The organism is Devosia sp. (assembly GCF_036406155.1).
Lineage (GTDB): Bacteria > Pseudomonadota > Alphaproteobacteria > Rhizobiales > Devosiaceae > Devosia_A.
Genome location: NZ_DASWVV010000129.1, coordinates 1 through 19,014 on the forward strand (window position 1 = coordinate 1; position 19,014 = coordinate 19,014).

The 19,014-nt window shown below is 70.5% G+C and carries 13 protein-coding genes; 9 read left to right on the forward strand and 4 right to left on the reverse strand.

The annotated features are described in order from the left end of the window. Positions 1-1,781: FAD-dependent oxidoreductase (locus VGD93_RS08165; RefSeq protein WP_395010973.1), on the reverse strand; the 1,781-nt coding region annotated here is incomplete at its 3' end. Further along, entirely contained in the window at positions 1,778-2,860 is a 1,083-nt protein-coding gene (locus tag VGD93_RS08170) for a hypothetical protein (protein WP_395010975.1), read from the reverse strand. The genes VGD93_RS08165 and VGD93_RS08170, both read right to left, overlap by 4 nt. 140 nt (positions 2,861-3,000) lie before the next feature. On the opposite strand from VGD93_RS08170, the gene ccmI reads away from it, so the two are divergent. From ccmI to VGD93_RS08215, 9 genes are all read left to right on the forward strand, one after another. Next, a complete protein-coding gene (ccmI, locus tag VGD93_RS08175; protein WP_395010977.1) occupies positions 3,001-4,092 on the forward strand; it encodes a c-type cytochrome biogenesis protein CcmI in 1,092 nt (363 codons plus the stop codon). Further along, positions 4,089-4,532, forward strand: a complete 444-nt coding sequence (gene ccmE, locus VGD93_RS08180) for a cytochrome c maturation protein CcmE (RefSeq protein WP_395010979.1) — start codon at positions 4,089-4,091, stop codon at positions 4,530-4,532. Before ccmI ends, ccmE begins: the two co-directional genes overlap by 4 nt. Further along, complete coding sequence (locus VGD93_RS08185; protein WP_395010981.1) at positions 4,532-6,505, forward strand: heme lyase CcmF/NrfE family subunit; 1,974 nt, start codon at positions 4,532-4,534, stop codon at positions 6,503-6,505. The genes ccmE and VGD93_RS08185 overlap by 1 nt, the downstream gene beginning before the upstream one ends. After that, positions 6,502-6,969, forward strand: coding sequence for a cytochrome c-type biogenesis protein (locus VGD93_RS08190; protein WP_395010983.1), 468 nt, complete (start codon positions 6,502-6,504; stop codon positions 6,967-6,969). Before VGD93_RS08185 ends, VGD93_RS08190 begins: the two co-directional genes overlap by 4 nt. Before the next feature lie 124 nt (positions 6,970-7,093). Continuing rightward, complete coding sequence (locus VGD93_RS08195; RefSeq protein WP_395010985.1) at positions 7,094-7,801, forward strand: sulfite exporter TauE/SafE family protein; 708 nt, start codon at positions 7,094-7,096, stop codon at positions 7,799-7,801. Positions 7,802-7,923: 122 nt separating this feature from the next. Beyond that, positions 7,924-9,441, forward strand: coding sequence for a Do family serine endopeptidase (locus tag VGD93_RS08200; protein ID WP_395010987.1), 1,518 nt, complete (start codon positions 7,924-7,926; stop codon positions 9,439-9,441). Positions 9,442-9,522: 81 nt separating this feature from the next. Then, positions 9,523-10,194: a winged helix-turn-helix domain-containing protein gene (locus VGD93_RS08205; protein WP_395010989.1), complete on the forward strand. Its 672-nt coding sequence runs from the start codon at positions 9,523-9,525 to the stop codon at positions 10,192-10,194. 3 nt (positions 10,195-10,197) lie between these two features. Then, complete coding sequence (locus VGD93_RS08210; protein WP_395010990.1) at positions 10,198-11,589, forward strand: sensor histidine kinase; 1,392 nt, start codon at positions 10,198-10,200, stop codon at positions 11,587-11,589. Positions 11,590-11,703: 114 nt separating this feature from the next. Then, a complete protein-coding gene (locus tag VGD93_RS08215; protein WP_395010992.1) occupies positions 11,704-14,487 on the forward strand; it encodes a bifunctional [glutamine synthetase] adenylyltransferase/[glutamine synthetase]-adenylyl-L-tyrosine phosphorylase in 2,784 nt (927 codons plus the stop codon). A gap of 38 nt (positions 14,488-14,525) precedes the next feature. Here VGD93_RS08215 and VGD93_RS08220 read toward each other — a convergent pair whose 3' ends face one another. Beyond that, a complete protein-coding gene (locus tag VGD93_RS08220; protein WP_395010994.1) occupies positions 14,526-15,986 on the reverse strand; it encodes a PAS domain-containing sensor histidine kinase in 1,461 nt (486 codons plus the stop codon). A gap of 226 nt (positions 15,987-16,212) precedes the next feature. Continuing rightward, a complete protein-coding gene (pepN, locus tag VGD93_RS08225) occupies positions 16,213-18,849 on the reverse strand; it encodes an aminopeptidase N (protein WP_395010996.1) in 2,637 nt (878 codons plus the stop codon). Positions 18,850-19,014: the final 165 nt, after the last annotated feature.

The window sequence follows — 19,014 nt, forward strand, 5'->3', positions numbered from 1 at the left end:
CCGATCACGCACAGCCGCGGCTTTGCCCCGAAGCGCCCCGCCAGATAGGCGGGAACGACGGGCTCCGCACCGGGCCGCGGCGCTGCTGGCGGCGGGCGCCAGCCGCCGTCGGCGATCCGCCCCGGCGCAAGGCAGTGCTCCGCGGCGATGCCGCCGGCCTCCGTCGCCGGCAATTCCCCCAGCCTGACGGACGTCGCCAGTTCGTCCAGCGCGAGGGCCTGGCGCAGGGCGGCAGTGGCCGGAATTCCCTGCTGCCGGGTGCCGCCATAGGGCGCAAATCCCGATCCGGCGCCGAGATAGGCCTGGTACCTGCCGATCCTGTCCACCCCGACGCCGCGCGGTTGTCCGTCCGGGCTCTCGAAGACCGGGTCGATCTGCGCGTCGTCGATGGCAGGGACCGCCCGCCCGCGCAGCCCGGCGACGGCGGCGATGCCGCTCTGCATGCAGGCCGCGCCGTTGCGATAGCCCGCGGCGGACCCGGCCAGGGCCACGCCGGCGAGCGTGCCCCGGGCCTCCAGCCAATGTGCCTGCGGGTTCCAGCCGCAGGCGCCGCCGGCCATCAGCCACAAGGTCAGGTCCGGCTGCCAGTGGCCCGCCACCACCAGCCGGTCGGTCTGGATGGGCGCCGTCTCCTGGTGGATGTCGTCGATGGCGACGGCAAAGCTCACCGCCAGCCCAGCCTGTCCCCGCCGCACCGGCAGCGCGGCCCTGGGCACGAGGCTGTGGGCCAGCGTGATCCCCGATGCCTTGACGAAATCGATGAAGCGCGACTGCGGGTTGAGCCGCGTGTCGGCAATCCTTTGCACCTGCACGCCGGCGTCCTTGGCGAGCAGTGCCAGCCGGTAGCCGAAATTGTTGGTGGTCGAGAACAGCGTCCGCCGGCCCGGCCACACCCCGTAGCGATCGGCCAGCCGGAAGGCGTCGGTCGCGCCGCCCACCCCCGGGGCGCGATTGCCCGGGAATGCCGGCCGGCACTCGAGTGCGCCGGTGGCGAGGACCACCCGCTTGGCCGCGATGCACAGCGTGCGCGGCACCACCCGATCGCCCTCCGCCTCGACGCGATGTGCGTGCACGCTGGTACCGGCGAGGGCGAAGGCCTCCGTGCGGGTGAATACCATTACGCCGCCGCGGGCGAGGTCCTCGACCAGCCGGGCGATCGCTGCCTCGGGCGGCTCCTCGTTGTCGACGCTGCCGAAATAGCGCGCGTTGCCGCCCAGCGCAGGGGTGCGCTCGACGAGGACGACCCGGTCGCCGGCGGCGGCCGCGGCGACGGCCGCCGTCATCCCCGCGACGCCGCCGCCGACGACGACAATATCGGCCTCCACTGGCGTCGGGGGCTGCAGAGCACGCCACTCTCCGGCGAGCAGGGCGGGATCGTCGATGCCCAGGTCGAGGGTGCGCCCCGGGCCGCCGAGCCAGTGGCGCAGCCGCGCCAGCGGGCCGCGGGCCAAGAGGTGCCGGCGCAGCCCCCCCAGGGTCACGAGATCGAGGCCGGGCAGGGCGGGCGTGCGCTCCATCGGCAGGGCGGCGGCCGGATCGCCGGCAAGGTCGGCGGCGATCACGGCCGGGGCGAAGCTCTCGCCGAGGCCGATGGGCTCGCCGCCCTTGCGGCCGATCTCCCCGATGCCGGCCGCCAGCACCGCCGAGAGCACGGTATCCCCGGCGAAGCCGTGGATCACGCGGCCGTTGAGCCGGAAGCTCAGCGGCCTGCCGCGATCGATCTCCGTGCCTGCGAACTTGTGGGTTTCCGCTGCCGCCAGCCGGTCGGGCTGCCCGCTCACGCCGGCACCGCCAGCGCATCGGGGTGCACATAGTCCGCGGCCCGCAGCCGGGCCCTGCCGCGCGCCGGTCCGCGCGCGGCAAACCAGGCCTGCTCCGCCGGGCTGCCGGCGCCCGCGAGCTGGCGGGCGAGCGCCGGCGCGAAGAAGGCGCCGGCGTCCCCGAAACCGGCAATGACGATGGCCCGCGACCCCTTGGCATTGCCGACCAGCGGCGCGCCGTCGGCGGTGACCAGCGTCCCGAAACTCGCCTGCGCGGCGCGCTTGAGCGGGCCCAGTTCGGCGAGCGAGGCGCCGATGCGGGGCAGGGCGTGGTCAGGCCGGCCGTCGGCGAGCGCGAGGATGCCGGCGCCCTTGTGCCGCTGCACCAGCACGGTTTGGCGGTCCAGAAAATTGATGAGCGGGGCCTTCAGCGCCCGGGCAGGTTCGGTCAGCACCGCCGTCGTGCAGCGCGCGCGCAGCACCGGGTCGTCGGCATCGGGAGCGGCGTGCCGGAGGACGGCGGCGTCGTCGGCGAGCACGATGCGGCCGGCGTCGAACGTGGCATCGGCGGCGGTGAGCCGGGCGCCGCCGTCGCGCCGCAGGCTCGCGCGAATCGCCGCGGGATCCATGCGGCGGACCCCGAGCCGGTCGAGCCAGGCTTCGATGGCCGGCCGGGTGCTCTCTGCCAGCATGGCCACGTCGCGCAGGCGCAGCACCGTCCCGTTCTCCGTGAGGGCCCTGTCGCCGATGCGCTCGACGGCGTAACCATAGGCGGCAACGACGTGCCGCAAGTGCGAGACGGCGTCGATCGCGGGTCCGGTTTCGGCCACGAGGAGCGGATCGACGCGCTCGACCAGGCCCTTGCCGATGGCGTTGAGCAGCCGGGTCGTCTCCGCCGTCAGCAGGACGAGCAGGGCCCAGGTGTCGGGGCGGGTCGCCGCGACGGCAGCGAGGTCGACGCGGCGCACCAGGCGGTACGGCGACCACGGCTCGCCCACGAGACAGACGCGGCGGCCATGCTCGGCGGCGAGCAGGCCGGCCACCAGCCCGGCCATCGGCGTTGCGCCGAAAACCGCGAAATCGACAGACACGTCAGCCATGCCGGCGGCGTCCCGGAGCATTTGCCGCGGCTGCGGCAATGCGCCCCCCACACTTGTCCGTGCACGGGTGCATTTTTGGGCGTAAAGCCCATATAGATGCAGCTCTCGGCAATTCCCGCAGTGCAGGCAGCCCCGGCTTAATGTTGTTCTGGATACTGGTCATCGTTGTCACTGCCATCGCCTGCGCGGCGCTCTATTATGCGGCGCGGGGGCGCACGGTCAACGCGACGGGCGACGTTGTCCCTGACCTCACCACCGACCATTTCCGCCAGCAGTTGCGCGAGATCGAGACCGACGCCGCTGCCGGCCGGCTGGGTGCGGCAGAAGCGGCGGCGGCGCGCGGGGAAGTGGCGCGCGAATTGCTGCGCAACAAGAGCGCCGGCGCCGGCGTCCCGACGGCAGTTTCCGGGCGAGCGGGGCCGTTGCTGATGCTGTCGCTGCTGGCGGTGGCGGCGCTGGCCTTCGGCGCCTACGGCTTTCTCGGCAGCCCCGGGCTGCCTTCGGCGCCGCTGGCGACGCGGGTCGACCGCGCCGTGGCCGAGATCGACATCGATGACGCCGTGACGCGAATCGAGGCGCAGCTGGCGCGGACCCCGAACGACCTGCGCGGCTGGACGGTCATCGCCCCCGTCTACATGCAGACCGGGCGCTTTGCCGATGCGGCGCGGGCCTTCCGGCGCATCATCGAGTTGGGCGGCGCCACCGCCGACGCCGAAACCGACCTGGGCGAGGCGCTCATGATGGCCAATGGCGGCAGCCTGGAAGGCGAACCGCTGGCGCTGTTCCAGAGTGCGGTGGCGCGGGACCCCGGGCATGTCCGCTCGCGCTACTACCTTGCCGGGCAGGCGACCGAGGCCGGCGACTACGAGCGGGCGGTGGCGCTGTGGAACGAACTGCTCGCCCTGTCCCAGGGCGACGAGCCCTGGCTTGCGGCGGCGCAGGGCGGGCTCGAGGTGGCGAAGGCCGGGCTGGCAGGCGACCTGCCGGAAACGCCGGACACCGCCGCCATCGAGGGCATGGTCGAGGGCCTGGCCGCCAGGCTCGCCAGCGACGGCGGCAGCATCGAGGAATGGACGCGGCTGGTCCGCTCGCGGCTCGTCCTCGGTCAAACCGCCGCCGCACAGCAGGACTACGAGGCGGCGCGCGCGGCCTTCCCCGATCCCGCCACGCGCACCGAACTCGACGTCCTCGCCGCCGACCACGGACTGATTGCCAAAGAGGCAGAGAATTGACGCGCAAACAGAAACGACTCGCCGTCATCGGCGGCCTCGGCATGGTCCTGGCGCTCGCCGCCGGGCTGATCTTCACCGCCCTGCGCGACCAGATCGTGTTCTTCTACTCGCCCTCCGAGGTGAAGGAGCGCGCCGTCGCCGCCGGCACGCCGATCCGCCTCGGCGGCCTCGTCAAGGATGGCTCCTGGGTGAGGAACGGCGAGACCAACGACTTCGTCGTCACCGATGGCGAGAGCGAAATGGCGGTCCGCTATGTCGGCATCCTGCCCGACCTGTTCCGTAACGGCCAGGGCGTGGTGGCCGAGGGCATGATCGGGGTCGACGGCGTCTTCGCCGCCACCAACGTGCTGGCCAAGCACGACGAGAACTACATGCCCAAGGAAGTGGTGGAGTCGCTCAAGCAGCGCGGCGAGTGGCAACGGGAGGCCTCGGGCAGCTGATGTCTATCGAACTCGGCCATTTCGCGCTCATCCTCGGCTTCGCCATCGCCACGGTTTCGGCCGTGGTGGGGCTGGCGCTGTGGCGTACCGACGGGCGCGCCGCCGCCTATCTGCAGCAGTCGGCGATCCTGCAGTTCCTGCTCGTCGCCGCCGCCTTCGCCGCCGTCGTGCAGGCCTTCGCCACGTCGGACTTCTCGCTGGCGCTCGCTTTCAACCACTCGCATTCGGCGCAGCCGCTGATCTTCAAGATCACCGGGGTGTGGGGCAACCACGAAGGCTCCATCCTGCTGTGGGTCCTGATCCTCGTCGCCATGGGGGCGGCGGTCGCCGCCTTCGGGCGCAACCTGCCGCACGACCTGCTCGCCCTGGTGCTCGCCATCCAGAGCCTGCTCACCGCGGCCTTCGCCGGCTTCGCCCTGTTCACTTCGAACCCGTTCGCGCGGCTGTCGCCGGCGCCCTTCGAGGGCCGCGATCTCAACCCCATCCTGCAGGATATCGGGCTCGCCCTGCATCCGCCGCTGCTCTATGTCGGCTATGTCGGCTTCTCGGTGTGCTTCTCCTTCGCCATCGCCGCGCTGGTCTCGGGCCGCATCGACGCCGCCTGGGCGCGCTGGGTGCGGCCATGGACGCTGCTGAGCTGGACCTTCCTCACGCTCGGCATCGCCATGGGCTCGTACTGGGCCTATTACGAACTGGGCTGGGGCGGCTGGTGGTTCTGGGACCCGGTCGAGAATGCCAGCTTCATGCCGTGGCTCGCCGGCACCGCGCTGCTGCATTCGGCGCTGGTCATGGAAAAGCGCAACGCGCTCAAGATCTGGACGGTCTTTCTCGCCATCATCACCTTCTCGCTGTCGCTGCTGGGCACCTTCCTCGTTCGCTCCGGCATCCTGACCTCGGTGCATACCTTCGCCTCCGACCCCACGCGCGGCCTCGTCATCCTCGCCATCCTCGCGGTCGTCATCGGCGGCGCCTTCCTGCTGTTCGCGCTGCGGGCGGGCTCGCTGCGGGCGGGCGGGCTGTTCGCCCCGATCAGCCGCGAGGGGGCGCTGATCCTCAACAATCTGCTGCTGGCGACGGCCACCGCCGCGGTGCTGGTCGGCACCCTCTATCCGCTGCTGCTCGACGCGCTCACCGGGCGCTCGATTTCGGTCGGGGCCCCGTTCTTCGAATTGACCTTCGGGTCGATCATGGCCCCGCTGCTGGTCATCCTGCCGTTCGGGCCGTTCCTCGCCTGGAAGCGCGGCGACCTCGTCGCCGTGGCGCAGCGCCTGGCGCTCGCCGCGGGGCTCGCCCTGTTCGCCACCATCCTCGTGTTCGCGCTGCGCGGCGTCGGCATCTCGCTGGTGCCGGTCGGGCTGCTGCTCGGCTTCTGGGTGGCGTTCGGCGCCCTCGCCGACCTGGCCGACCGGGCCAAGCTGCTGCGCGTCGACATCGCCACGAGCTTCCGGCGGCTGTTCGGCCTGCCGCGCACGGCGTGGGCCACGGCCATCGCGCATTTCGGCCTGGGGATCACGGTGCTCGGCATCGTCGCCACCAGCGCCTGGGAAGCCGAACTGGTGACGACGATGAAGCCCGGCGACATCGGCCGGATCGCCGGCTACAGCGTGCTGTTCGACGGCATCGCCCACAGCGAAGGGCCCAACTACACAAGCGACGCTGGCCGCTTCACCGTCATCGCCCCCAACGGGGAGACGCGGGTGGCGCTGCCCGAGCGCCGCATCTATGCGGCCAGCGGCATGCCGACGACGGAGGCCGCCATCGAGACCTACGGCTTTTCGCAGGTCTACCTGCAGCTCGGCGAACCGGGCGCCGACGACGGCACCGTGGTGCGCGTCTGGCACAAGCCGTTCATCACCCTGATCTGGCTGGGGGCGCTGCTGATGGCCTTTGCCGGCCTGCTGTCGCTGAGCTACCGGCGCCTGCGCGTCGGGACGCCGCAACCGGCGCGGCATTCCCCGGCGGCGGCCGAATGAGGCGCTTCGCCCTGGCCCTCGGCCTGGTGCTGGCGCTGGCCGCGCCGGCGCTGGCGGTCAACCCCGACGAGATGCTCGGCGACCCCGTGCTCGAGGCGCGCGCCCGCCACATCTCGGCCGACCTACGCTGCCTCGTGTGCCAGAACCAGTCGATCGACGACAGCGATGCGAGCCTCGCGCGCGACCTGCGCATCATCGTGCGCGAGCGGCTGGTCGCGGGCGACAGCGACGCGCAGGTGAAGCAGTACCTGGTCGACCGCTACGGCGAGTTCGTCCTGCTCAATCCCGTGGTCGGCCCGCACACCGTGCTGCTGTGGAGCGCGGCACCGGCGATGCTGGCGATCGGGATCGTCGCGGTATGGCTGGCGGCGCGGCGCCGGCGCCGGGCGGCCGTCGCCACCGAGGCGCCGCCGACCGAGGCGGAACTGGCAGCGCTCCGCGAACTCGAGGAATCCGGGCGCTAGCCGGCGGGGCGTGTGCTGGCCCCTTGCCGTGCCGGCCGCCGGCCTGTACGAGGCGGCGACCACAAACTCGCGCCGCCCCGTGCCAGATCCCTCGCTCCTTCTTCCTGCCGGCCTGGAACCGCCGATGGCACTGGCGCTCGTCGGGCTGAGCTTCGTCACCTCCCTGATCACGGCGACCTTCAGCCTCGGCGGGGGCATGCTGATGCTGGCGGTGCTGGCGCTGGTCTTCCCGCCGGCCGTGGTGGTGCCGCTGCACGGCGTCATCCAGCTCGGCTCGAACGCCGGCCGCGCGGTGGTGCAACGGGCCCATGTGCAGTGGCATTTCGTGCTGTGGATCACGCTCGGCGGCGTCATCGGCACGGTGATCGGCGGCCAGTTCGCGACGCTCCTTCCCGAGACGCTGTTCCAGTTCATCATCGGCGCCTTCGTGCTCCTCACCACCTGGCTGCCGCAGCCCAAGGTGGTGGGGCGCAGCCCGCTCGTGCAGTTCGTGGGCGGCGTGGTGATCGCCGCCATCGGCATGGTGGTCGGCGCCGGCGGGCCGCTGGTTGCCGTGTTCAGCAAGACCATCCCCGACCGGCGGCAATTGGTGGCCACGCACGCGATGCTGATGACGCTGCAGAACACGTTCAAGGTCGTGGTCTTCGTCGCGCTCGGCTTCGCCTTCAGCGATTACCTGCCGCTGCTGGCCGGCATGGTCGCCGTCGGCTTCCTCGGCACTGCGGTGGGCAGCCGGCTGCTGGTCAAGGTACCGGAAAGCGCCTTCCGCTGGGGCTTCAAGATCGTGCTCAGCCTCGTCGCCCTCGACATCCTGCGCGACGCCGCGTTCTGAGCGCCCTGCCGCAATCCCGCCGGCAGCCTTACCAAGATTTAATGCGGGCGACACCCTTCCGAAAGCCGGGATTCGCCATAGATCATGGCCCTGAAAGAACCCCAACAAGGAGAGAACAACCCATGCGCTCCAAATTCCTCGCAAGCACGCGCCGCTGGATCGGGGCGTCCGCCCTCGCGATCCTGGTCGGCCTGGGTGGAGGTTCTGCCTTCCTGGTCGCCTCCGCGCCGATGGCGACGGCCCAGGTCCAGCCGGCCGCGCAGATTTCCGTGCCCGCCGTCGCCAATCCGCTGAGCTTTGCCGACCTGGTCGAAGCGGTGAAGCCCGCCGTCGTCTCGATTGTCGTCGAAGGCGAGACGGACCAGCAGATGAGCCAGTTCAACTTCCAGTTCCCCGACCTGCCGGACGACAGCCCGTTCAAGGACTTCTTCGACCAGTTCGGCCGCCAGTTCGGGCAAGGCCCGAACGCCCGCCCGCAGGCGCGCAAGTACATGGCCGCCGGGTCCGGCTTCGTGATCAGCGCCGACGGCTACATCGTCACCAACAATCACGTCGTCGACAAGGCGGACAAGGTCACCGTGACCTTCGACAATGGTGACGAGCGCAGCGGCAAGGTGGTCGGCACCGATCCGCGCACCGACCTCGCCGTGGTCAAGGTGGAGGGCGAGACCGACCTGCCCTTCGTCAATTTCGCCGAGGACGACATCCGCGTCGGCGACTGGGTGGTGGCCGTCGGCAATCCCTTCGGCCTCGGCGGCACTGTGACCGCCGGCATCGTCTCGGCCCGCGGCCGTGACATCGCCGGTTCGGCCTATGGCGACTTCCTGCAGATCGACGCCGCCGTCAACACCGGCAACTCGGGTGGGCCGGCCTTCAACCTCCACGGCGAGGTGGTCGGCGTCAACACCGCCATCTTCTCGCCCAATGGCGGCAATGTCGGCATCGCCTTCGCCATCCCGGCGAACGTGGTCAAGCAGGTTGCCGGACAGTTGATCGAGAAGGGGTCCGTGACCCGCGGCTTCCTCGGCGTCGGCATCCAGGACGTGACCCGCGACATCGCCGACAGCGTCGGCCTCGACAGCCCGCGCGGCGCGCTGGTGACCGAGCCGAGCGCCGGTGGCCCGGCGGTGAAGGCCGGCATTGCCTCCGGCGACGTCATCACCGCCGTCGACGGCGACCCGATCGACAATGCGCTCGATCTGTCGCGCACCATTGCCGCCAAGAGCCCCGGCACCAAGGTCGAACTGACGCTGTGGCGCCAGGGCAAGGAGCAGAAGGTCTCGGTCGTGCTCGGCACGCTCAAGGAAGAGCAGCAGCCGTCGGGGAGCGAGCAGACCGCGCCGCAGCCCGACGAGCCGGCGCAGCCCACGCCCTCCAGCGTTGGCGTCACCCTCGTGCCCAACAGCGAGGGGGAGGGCCTGCTGGTCCAGGATGTCGACCCCAACTCGATCGCGGCGGACAAGGGCTTTGCCGTCGGCGACACCATTCTCGAGGTGGACAACAAGAAGGTGTCGACGGCCCGCGAGTTCGAGGACGCCATCGCCGGCGTCAAGGACAGCGGCCGCAACACGGCGCTGATCAAGGCGGAGCGGGGCGGCAACGTGCGCTTCCTCGGCCTGCCCCTCGAGGCGAAGGACTAACCACGTGCGGCCCCGGAGCTTTGCCGCCCCGGGGCCGCGTCCTATATCTGTGACGTTTCCGTCCGTGCGCCGTCCGAGCCCATGAAGATCCTGCTCATCGAAGACGATCGCGAAGCCGCCAGCTACCTGATCCAGGCGCTGGACGAGGCCGGGCACGTGACCCATCACGCCAGCGACGGCGAATCCGGCTACGCCATGGCCACGGGCATGGACTACGACGTGCTCATCGTCGACCGCATGCTGCCGCGCCGCGACGGCTTGTCCATCGTCGAATCGCTGCGCGCCGAGGGCGACCGCACGCCGGTTCTCATCCTGTCCGCCCTCGGCGAGGTCGACGACCGCGTCACCGGGCTGCGCGCCGGCGGCGACGACTACCTAGTCAAGCCCTATGCCTTTTCCGAGCTGCTCGCCCGTATCGAGGTGCTGGCCCGCCGCTCGAGCCCGGCGGAGGCGGCGACCAGCTTCGAGGTCGGTGGCCTGACCCTCGACCGGCTGAGCCGCAAGGTCGAGCGCGACGGCGAGGCGATCCAGCTGCAGCCGCGCGAATTCCGCCTGCTCGAATATCTGATGAAGCACGCCGGCCAGGTGGTCACCCGCACGATGCTGCTGGAAAATGTCTGGGACTACCATTTCGACCCCCAGACCAACGTCATCGACGTGCACATGTCGCGCCTGCGTTCCAAGATCGACCGTGGCCACGCCACCCCGCTGCTGCACACCATCCGCGGCGCCGGCTACATGATCCGCGAGTAGGCCGTGGGTCGCATTGCGCAGCTCTGGCGCACCACCACGGTCCGCCTCACGGCGATGTTCATCCTCATCTTCGCGGTGTTCTCCGTGCTGCTGCTGGGGTTGATCTCGTACCAGTCGAGCATCGAGATCCAGCGCCAGCAGGGCGACCAGATCGATCGCGAGGTCACGCTGCTGCAGCGGCTCGACCGGTCCCAGGGCTTCCGCGCCGTCATCATCGCCGTCGACCGGCTGGCGCGCCAGCCCGGCCCCGGCATCTACTACCTCAGCGATCCTACCGGCCGGATGATCGTCGGCAACGTCGACACGCTGCCGCTCAACGTGCTGCAGGAGACGGGCACCTACCGCTTCGACTACGAACGCCCGCAGCCGTTCGGCAATGACGAGACGCCGGCCGAGGGGACCGCCGTCGTGCGCTCGGTGGTGCTCGACAGCGGCCTGCTGCTCATCGTGGGGCGCGACGTGGTGGAGCGGCGCGGCTTCACCGCCATCATCGTCAGGGGCTTCCTGTTCGGTGTCGCCGGCATTCTCATCTTTTCGCTGATCGCGGGCGGGCTGACGGCGGTAAGGGTGCTGCGCCGCATCGATTCCATCACCGCGACATCCAACAAGATCATGTCGGGCAATCTGTCCGAGCGCATCGCCGTGACCCGCCGCAACGACGAGTTCGACGGCCTCGCCACCAGCCTCAACCAGATGCTCGACCGCATCGAGCAGCTGCTGCAGGGGCTCAAGGAGGTCACCGACAACGTCGCCCACGACCTCAAGACGCCGCTGACGCGGCTGCGCAACCAGGCCGAGGCGGCACTGCGGGAAGGAACGAGCCCGGAGGCGCGGCGCGAGGCGCTGGAGACCACCATCGCCGAAAGCGATAAGCTGATCCGCACCTTCAATGCGCTGCTGATGATCGCCCGGGTGGAGGCCGGCGCCCCCTCGGGCGCCTTCACCGACGTTGACGTCAGTGCCGTGGTCGACGACGTCGCCGAACTCTACGCCCCGGTGGCCGAGGAGGCCGGTATGGTGCTCGACACGGCCGTCGAGGCAGGTGTCCGCCTGCGCGCCAACCGCGAGCTGATCGGGCAGGCGCTGGTCAATCTGGTGGAGAACGCCCTCAAGTATTTCGAGAAGGGCGAAGGCGAGGGCAGGATCACGCTCGGCGTGCGCCGCAGCGGCGAGCGCGTGCTGATCGAGGTGGCCGACAACGGCCCCGGCATCCCGGCCGAAGACCGGCACCGCGTGGTGGAGCGCTTCGTGCGGCTGGAGAAGAGCCGCACCGAGCCCGGCTCCGGCCTCGGCCTGTCGCTGGTGGCGGCGGTGGCCCGGCTGCACAAGGGCGCGTTCCGCATCGAGGACAACGCGCCCGGGGTACGCGCCGTGATCGACCTGCCGGCAGGCTGAACCGTCAGGCGACGTTCTTCGCGGCTCTCTCGACGGTCTCCGGCGCGGTCAAGGACGGGCAGGGCCGACACTTGGCAGTTGCACGTACGGCGACGGCCCGGCTATCCCTGAGGCATGTCCGTGCCGCTCGATACGTTGCTCGCCAGCGCCCCCTACCTCGCCGACCTGGCGGTGCGTCACGCCGACTGGTTCGCCGCGGCGCAGGGGCACTCTCCGGACGCGGCGCTTGCCGGGGTGCTGGCCGAGGTTGCGGAGGCCGGCCGCCGTAGCGAGACGGAAGACGATGTCGGCAAGGTCCTGCGCGTGGCCAAGGGGCGCGTGGCGCTGCTGGCGGCGGTGGCGGAAACCGCCGGCAGCTGGAGCACGGCGCAGGCCACCGCCGCGCTGGCCGACCTCGCCGATGCGGCCCTCGAGGCGGGGCTCGACGTGCTCGTCAGGCGGGCCGCCGCACGCGGGGATTTCACTACGCCGCAGGTGCGCGGCGCGAGTTGCGGCCTCGCCATCTTCGCGCTCGGCAAGCATGGCGGGCGCGAGCTCAACTATTCCAGCGACATCGACATCGTCGCCTTCTTCGATCCCCAGCATGCCCCGCTCGCCGACCGGCTCGAGGCGACGAAGGTCTTCACCCGCATCGTCCAGAAGCTGGCCGCGCTGATGCAGGACCGCACCGAGCACGGCTACGTCTTCCGCACCGACCTCAGGCTGAGGCCCGATCCGGGCTCGACGCCGGTGGCGCTCGCCGTCGAGGCGGCCCTGGCCTATTACGAGAGCCGCGGTCAGAACTGGGAGCGGGCCGCCTGGATCAAGGCGCGGCCGTGCGCCGGCGACAGGGCGGTGGGCGAGGCGTTTCTTGCCGAACTCACCCCCTATGTGTGGCGCAAGCACCTCGACTTCGCCACCATCGCCGACATCCAGGCGATGAAGCGCCAGATCAACATCTCCAAGCATGTCGGCGACCTGCGCGTCGCGGGCCACAACGTCAAGCTCGGGCTGGGCGGCATCCGCGAGATCGAGTTCTTCACCCAGACGCAGCAACTGATCGCCGGCGGACGCGACCAGAGCCTGCGCGTGCGCCCCACGGCGGCGGCGCTGGCGGCGCTGGCGGCGGCCAACTGGATCACGCCCGAGGCCGCGGCCGACCTCACCGCCACCTACTGGTTCCTGCGCGCGGTCGAGAACCGGCTGCAGATGCGGCACGACGAGCAGACCCATGTCATGCCTGAATCACCACATGAGGTGGCCGTCATCGCCGGCCTCATGGGCATGGCGGATCCGGCTGCATTCGAAGAGCGTTATCGCGCGGCGCTCACCCTGGTTGTCAACTACTACTCCAATTTGTTCCGCGAGGGCGAGACGCTGGGCAGCGGCGAAGGCAACCTCGTCTTTACCGGCAGCGACGACGACCCGGGGACGCTCGAGACGCTGGCAGCGATGGGCTTCGCCGATCCCGCGAGGGTGTCGGCGACCGTGCGCAAATGGCACTATGGCAGTTACGCCGCAACCCGCGCCGCCGCCGCCCGCGCCCACCTGACCGAGCTCCTGCCGGCGCTGCTGCGCACCCTCGCGGCCACCGGCAACGCCGACGAGGCGATGGCACGCTTCGACAATTTCCTCTCCCGCCTGCCGTCCGGCGTGCAGCTCATGGCGCTGCTGCGCAACCATGAACGGCTGCGCACGCTGCTCGTCGGGCTGCTCGCCTCGGCGCCGCGCATGGCCGAGGCCGTCATCCACCGCGCCCATGTCATGGACGGGCTGATCGACCCGGCCTTCGGCGACGAGGTGCGGCGGCCGGCGGTGCTGGTCGCCAAGGTCGCCGACTTCCTCGGCGAGGCGCGCGACTACCAGGAGGTCATCGACCGCGCCCGCATCATCGGCCAGGAGCAGAAGTTCCTGATCGCTGCCGGCCTGTTGTCGGGAACGCTCACCGCCGAGCGCGCCGGCGAGCAGTTCACGGCACTGGCCGAAACGCTGCTGCAGCACCTGTTCGTCGCCGTCCGGCGCGAGTTCGAGCGGCGCCACGGCGTCGTCCCCGGTGCCCGCGCGGCCCTGCTCGCCTTCGGCAAGATGGCGAGCCGGGAGATGACGGTCGCCTCGGACCTCGATTTCATTGTGCTCTATGACGCCAATGGGGACGCCGAGGAGTCGAGCGGGGAGAAGCCGCTGGCCCTCAACCACTACTTCACCCGGCTGACGCAAAGGCTGGTGACGGCGGTGACGGCCCCGACCTCGGAAGGCGTGCTGTATGCGGCCGACATGCGCCTCCGGCCCTCCGGCAATGCCGGCCCGCTGGCGACGAGCCTGCCCGGCTTTGTCGCCTACCACCAGGAGCACGCCTGGACCTGGGAGCATCTGGCGCTGAGCCGGGCGCGGGTGGTGGTGGCCGACGCCGGGCTGGGCGAAACCATTGCCGGCGCCATCGAGGACATCCTGTCGCGGCCGCGTGACGCCGCCAGGACGATCGAGGACGTGGTCGCCATGCGGGCGCGGCTGGCCAGGGAGCGGCCGCCGCGCCACCCCTTCGACCTCAAGCTCGCCGCGGGCGGCCTCGTCGACCTCGAGTTCATCGCGCAGTCGGCGCAACTGGTGGCGCGCCGGACGCTGTCGGCGCCGCAGGCCTCGACGGCGGCAACGCTGCGGCGCCTCGCGGTGACCGGGCTGCTGCCCCAGGGCGAGCGCCTGGCCGAGATTCACGCCACCTACGGAACGGTACTGCAGGTGATGAGCGCGGCGCTCGTCGAGCCGTTCCGCGACGAGGGCTGGACCGCCGGCTTTCGCGACACGCTGGCCCGGCTCACCAACGCCCCGAGCTTCGACCGGCTGGAAGCCGACCTCGCGGCCATGCAGGCGGAGGTGCGGGAAGCGGCTGACGCGTGGTACGCCAAGGCGGCTGAGTTATAAGGATTTCGCGGAAAGCTTATAACCGGGGCGCGGGCCGGTCAGGCCGCTTCCGCCTGCTCCATGCCCTCGGCCGGCAGCGAGATGGCGACCGTCGTGCCCAGCGCCATGCGGCTGTCGATGGCGAGGCGCCCGCCGCTCAACTCGGCAATGGCGCGGGCGATAGCGATGCCGAGGCCGGCGCCGCCGTGCCCGCGGGCGAGGCCGGCGTCGCCGAAGGCGAAGGGCTGCGACAGCAGGGCCAGTTGCTCCTCCGACATGCCGATGCCGGTATCGGTGATCTCCAGCACCACGCCGTCGGTGGCGGCGAAGGCGGATATCGTCACCTTGCCCCCGTGCGGGGTAAAGCGCAGCGCATTCTCCACGATATTCGACAGCATGCGCTCGAGCGAGAAGCGATCGCCGAGCATGCGGGCGCCCGAAACGGCGCCGACCCGCAGCGTTAGCCCGGCCCGCTGCGCCTGGCCCTGGAAGCGGCGCGCCGTGGCGACCAGCAGGTCGTCGACGGCGAACAGCTCGGTCTTGAGCGGCTTCTGGCCGCCTTCCAGCTCGGCCAGCTCGAGGATGGAGGCGAAGAAGGAGAGCAGCCGCTCGCCCGAGGATTTCACCGCCTCGACATAGCCCAGATAGTGCGGATCGCCGAGCGGGCCGAAGGGCTGCTGCTGCATGAGGTCGGCAAAGCCGATGATGTGGTTGAGCGGGGTGCGGATGTCGTGGCTGAGATGCGCGAGGAACGAGGTCTTCGAGCGGCTTGCCGCCTCGGCGCGGAGCTTTTCCTCGTGGTAGCGCCGGGCCAATAGCCGCTGCTCCTCGCGGATCGAGGCCAGCAGCCGGTCGGTGCGCCGCCGCTCGGAGATGTCGGTCACCAGGGTCACGAAGCCGCCCCCGGCCAGCGGCCGCTCGTCGACGAGCAGGCAGCTGCCGCCCGAGCCGGTGACCTCGAGCAGCCGGCCGCTGTCGTCCTCGGCCACGACCTGGGGATCGCCGCCCTGCAGCAGCCGTCGGAGCGAGGCGACGTAGCTCGCTCCGGGGCGGCTTTCCGGCCCGGCGCCGAGATGGGCGCGGTAGCGCTCGTTGCACAGCACCAGGCGGCCGGCCTGCGACCAGAAGGCGACGCCGAAGGGGATGGTGCCCAGCACCGCGTGGACCAGCCCGGCATCGGCGCTGGTCGGCCGCTCCCGGCGCCGCCAGGCGAGCCCGGTGACCAGCAGCGCGAGGCCGAAGGCGCCGGCGCCGCGCTGCAGCAGCCCGTCCGGCACTTCGGCCTCGCCCGCCGCCGCCACCGGCTCGAAGGAGAGGGCGGCGACGTGGGCGGCGAGCATCTGATACTGGCGATGGTCCTCCTGCGTGCGCACCGTGTCGACAACGACGAACAGCATGGCGGCGAGCAGGGCCGTCGCGCCCACGGCCAGCGTCAGCGGCGAGATGTCGGCGAGATGGCGCAGCGGGGATTGCAGCAGGGCCGGCAGCCGGTGCTGCGCGCCGTCCGCAAGTCCGGACAAGCCGAATCCCTTCGCACTGACGCCGGATTCCTCCGCCGACTGCATGGACCACTCCAAGAAAGCTGTAGGGGACGACCCGAAATGATTTGCCCCGCACGACAAATCTGAATCGGGATCGGCCCGCTGTCCAGAGGGGTCTCCGGGCCCGGCGACCTCACCGGCCGGATTCGTGAGTCGGCTGAATCACTTAGCCGCGGTGAAAAATTCTTCCACGCGTAAGCTTTTGTTAACCGCCGAGCGTGCGCGTCAGGATATCCGCCGTGTTGCGGCTGAGGTTTGCTGATTCCTGCAGCGATTTCAGGGCCTTCTCCGCCTCAGCCCGCCGCACCGCCTCGTAGCTCTCCCACACCCGGAACGCGGTGAGGACGCGGGCCGCCACCTGCGGGTTGCGCTGGTCGACATCGGCCACGAATTCGGCCACGAAGCGGAACCCGGCGCCGTCCGGCCGCGCGAACTGGGTGGGGTTGCTCATGCCGAACGTGCCGACCAGCGCGCGCAGCCGGTTGGGATTGTTGCGCGGGAAGGCGGGATCGGCCAGCAGCGCCTGGAGGCGGTCCACCACGGCCCCGTCCGGCGCCATCGCGTTGAGGGCCAGCCACTTGTCGAACACCAGCGGGTCGGTCGTGTACATGGTGCGGAAGTCGCCGAGCAGGGCAGGGGCATCCGCCGTCCACGCCGCCACGGCCGCCGACAGCGCCGCGAAGCGGTCGGTCATGTTGCGGGCGGCCTCGTACTGCTCGCGCGCGAGCGGGGCGCTCGCCGCGTCGCCGGCGACCAGCATGGCCAACGCCGCGTTCCTGAGCGCGCGCTGCCCGGCCTGGCGGAAATCGGGGGCATAGGCGGCCGGGGCGGTGCTGTCGCGCCACGCCTGCCGCAACGTCTCCCGCAGCCTCAGCACCAGGTCCTCGATGAGGCCGATGCGTACCTCGCGGATGCGGTCGGGATCGACGTCGGTGCCGATGGCCCGGGCCACGAGGGTTTCGCCCGGCACCGACAGCGCATGCGCCTTGAAGGCCGGATCGAGGCCCTTGGAGGCGACGGTGTCGGCGAGCGCCCGCGCCAGAGCGTCAACCTGGCCGCTGCCCCAGTTGCGGCCGTGGACGGCTTCGACCATGAGGCTCATCGCCACGTCCTGCAGCGCCTGCCAGCGGTTGAAGGGATCGCTGTCGTGGCGGGCGAGGAACAGCTTGTCCTCCGCCCCGGCGCCGGAGACGACCTTGACCGGCGCCGAGAGCTGCCGGAACAGCGAGGGCACCGGCCGGTTCGGCACGCCCTCAAAGCGCAGCGTCGCGGTTTCGCCTTCGAGCACGATCAGGTCGTCGCGCACGGTGGCGCCCGACACCCGGCTCCAGCCCATCGGGCTGCCATTGGGACCGATGAGGCCGAAACGGACCGGCACCACCATCGGCTGCTTGTCGGGCTGGCCCGGGGTCGGCGCCGTGCGCTGCGTCAGCGTCAGCTCGTAGGTCTGCGTTTCGGCGTCGAAGCGGTCACTGACCGTGACCTCGGGCGTGCCGGCCTGCAGGTACCACTGGCCGAACTGGCCAAGGTCGACGCCGTTGGCATCCTCGAACACCTTGAGGAAGGCTTCGATGGTGGTGGCCTCGCCGTCGTGGCGCTCGAAGTAGAGGTCCATGCCCTTGCGGAAGCCGGCCTCGCCGAGCAGCGTCGCCAGCATGCGCACGATCTCGGCACCCTTCTCGTAGACGGTCGCCGTGTAGAAATTGTTGATCTCGCGGTAGCGGTCGGGACGGGGCGGGTGGGCGAGGGGGCCGCCATCCTCGGGGAACTGGACGTTGCGCAGCTTGCGCACGTCCTCGATGCGCCCGACCGCGCGGCTGCGCTCGTCCATCGAGAATTCCTGGTCGCGATAGACGGTTAGGCCTTCCTTGAGGCAGAGCTGGAACCAGTCGCGGCAGGTGATCCGGTTGCCCGTCCAGTTGTGGAAATACTCGTGGGCGATGACGCCTTCGATGCCGGCATAGTCGGCATCGGTGGCGCTTTCGGGCCGCGCGAACACTAGCCGGTCGTTGAAGATGTTGAGACCCTTGTTCTCCATGGCGCCGAAGTTGAAATCGGAAACGGCAACGATGTTGAACACGTCGAGATCGTACTCGCGGCCGAAGCGGCGCTCGTCCCAGGCCATGGCGCGCTTGAGCGCATCCATGGCGTAGCGGCATTCATCCTCCTTGCCGTGCTCGCAATAGATGGCGAGCGCCACCCGGCGCCCGGACATGGTGGTGAAGCTGTCGTGAATGGAGCCGAGGTCGCCCGCGACCATGGCGAACAGGTAGGCCGGCTTGGGGTGCGGATCCTCCCACACGGCGTAGTGCGTGCCGTCGGGATTCTCGCCCCGCTCGACGGGGTTGCCGTTGGCCAGCAGCACCGGCGCCAGCGCCGGGTCGGCGCTCATGCGCACGCGGAAGGTCGCGAGCACGTCGGGCCGGTCGAGATACCAGGTGATGCGGCGGAACCCCTCGGGCTCGCACTGCGTGCACCAGGTGCCGCCGGACCGGTACAGCCCCATGAGCCGGATGTTCTTCTCCGGCTCCAGTTCCACCTCGGTTTCGAGCACGAAGCGCCGGGGCGGCGGCTCGCCGATGGTCAGCGTCAGCGGCGTCTCGGCATAGGCGGTCAGCGCCAGCGGCAGCCCGTCGATGGCGATGGAGCGAAGTTTCAGCTCCTCGCCGTCGAGCACCAGCGGCGTCCCCGGCTCGGTGCCCTCGCGCGGCACGATGGTGAGCAGCGCGCGGACCACCGCCTTGCTCGGCGCGACGCGCACGTCGAGATCGACCTTTTCGATGGCGTAGGGGCTGGGGGCATAGTCCCTAAGAAAAATCATGTGCTCGTCATCGGTACGCATCGGTCACTCCGCAAGCTCGTGTCGCGCAACCTGTTCGCCTCGATGTGGCGTGGCCGCAACAGCAGACTCAACCCATTGCGTGTATTCTATGCGGCTGGCAACTGTCTCGGCCATTCCTTGCGTCCCTGCGGGACGGCAGGGCCGCGCCGCCCGCCCTGGGCGCAG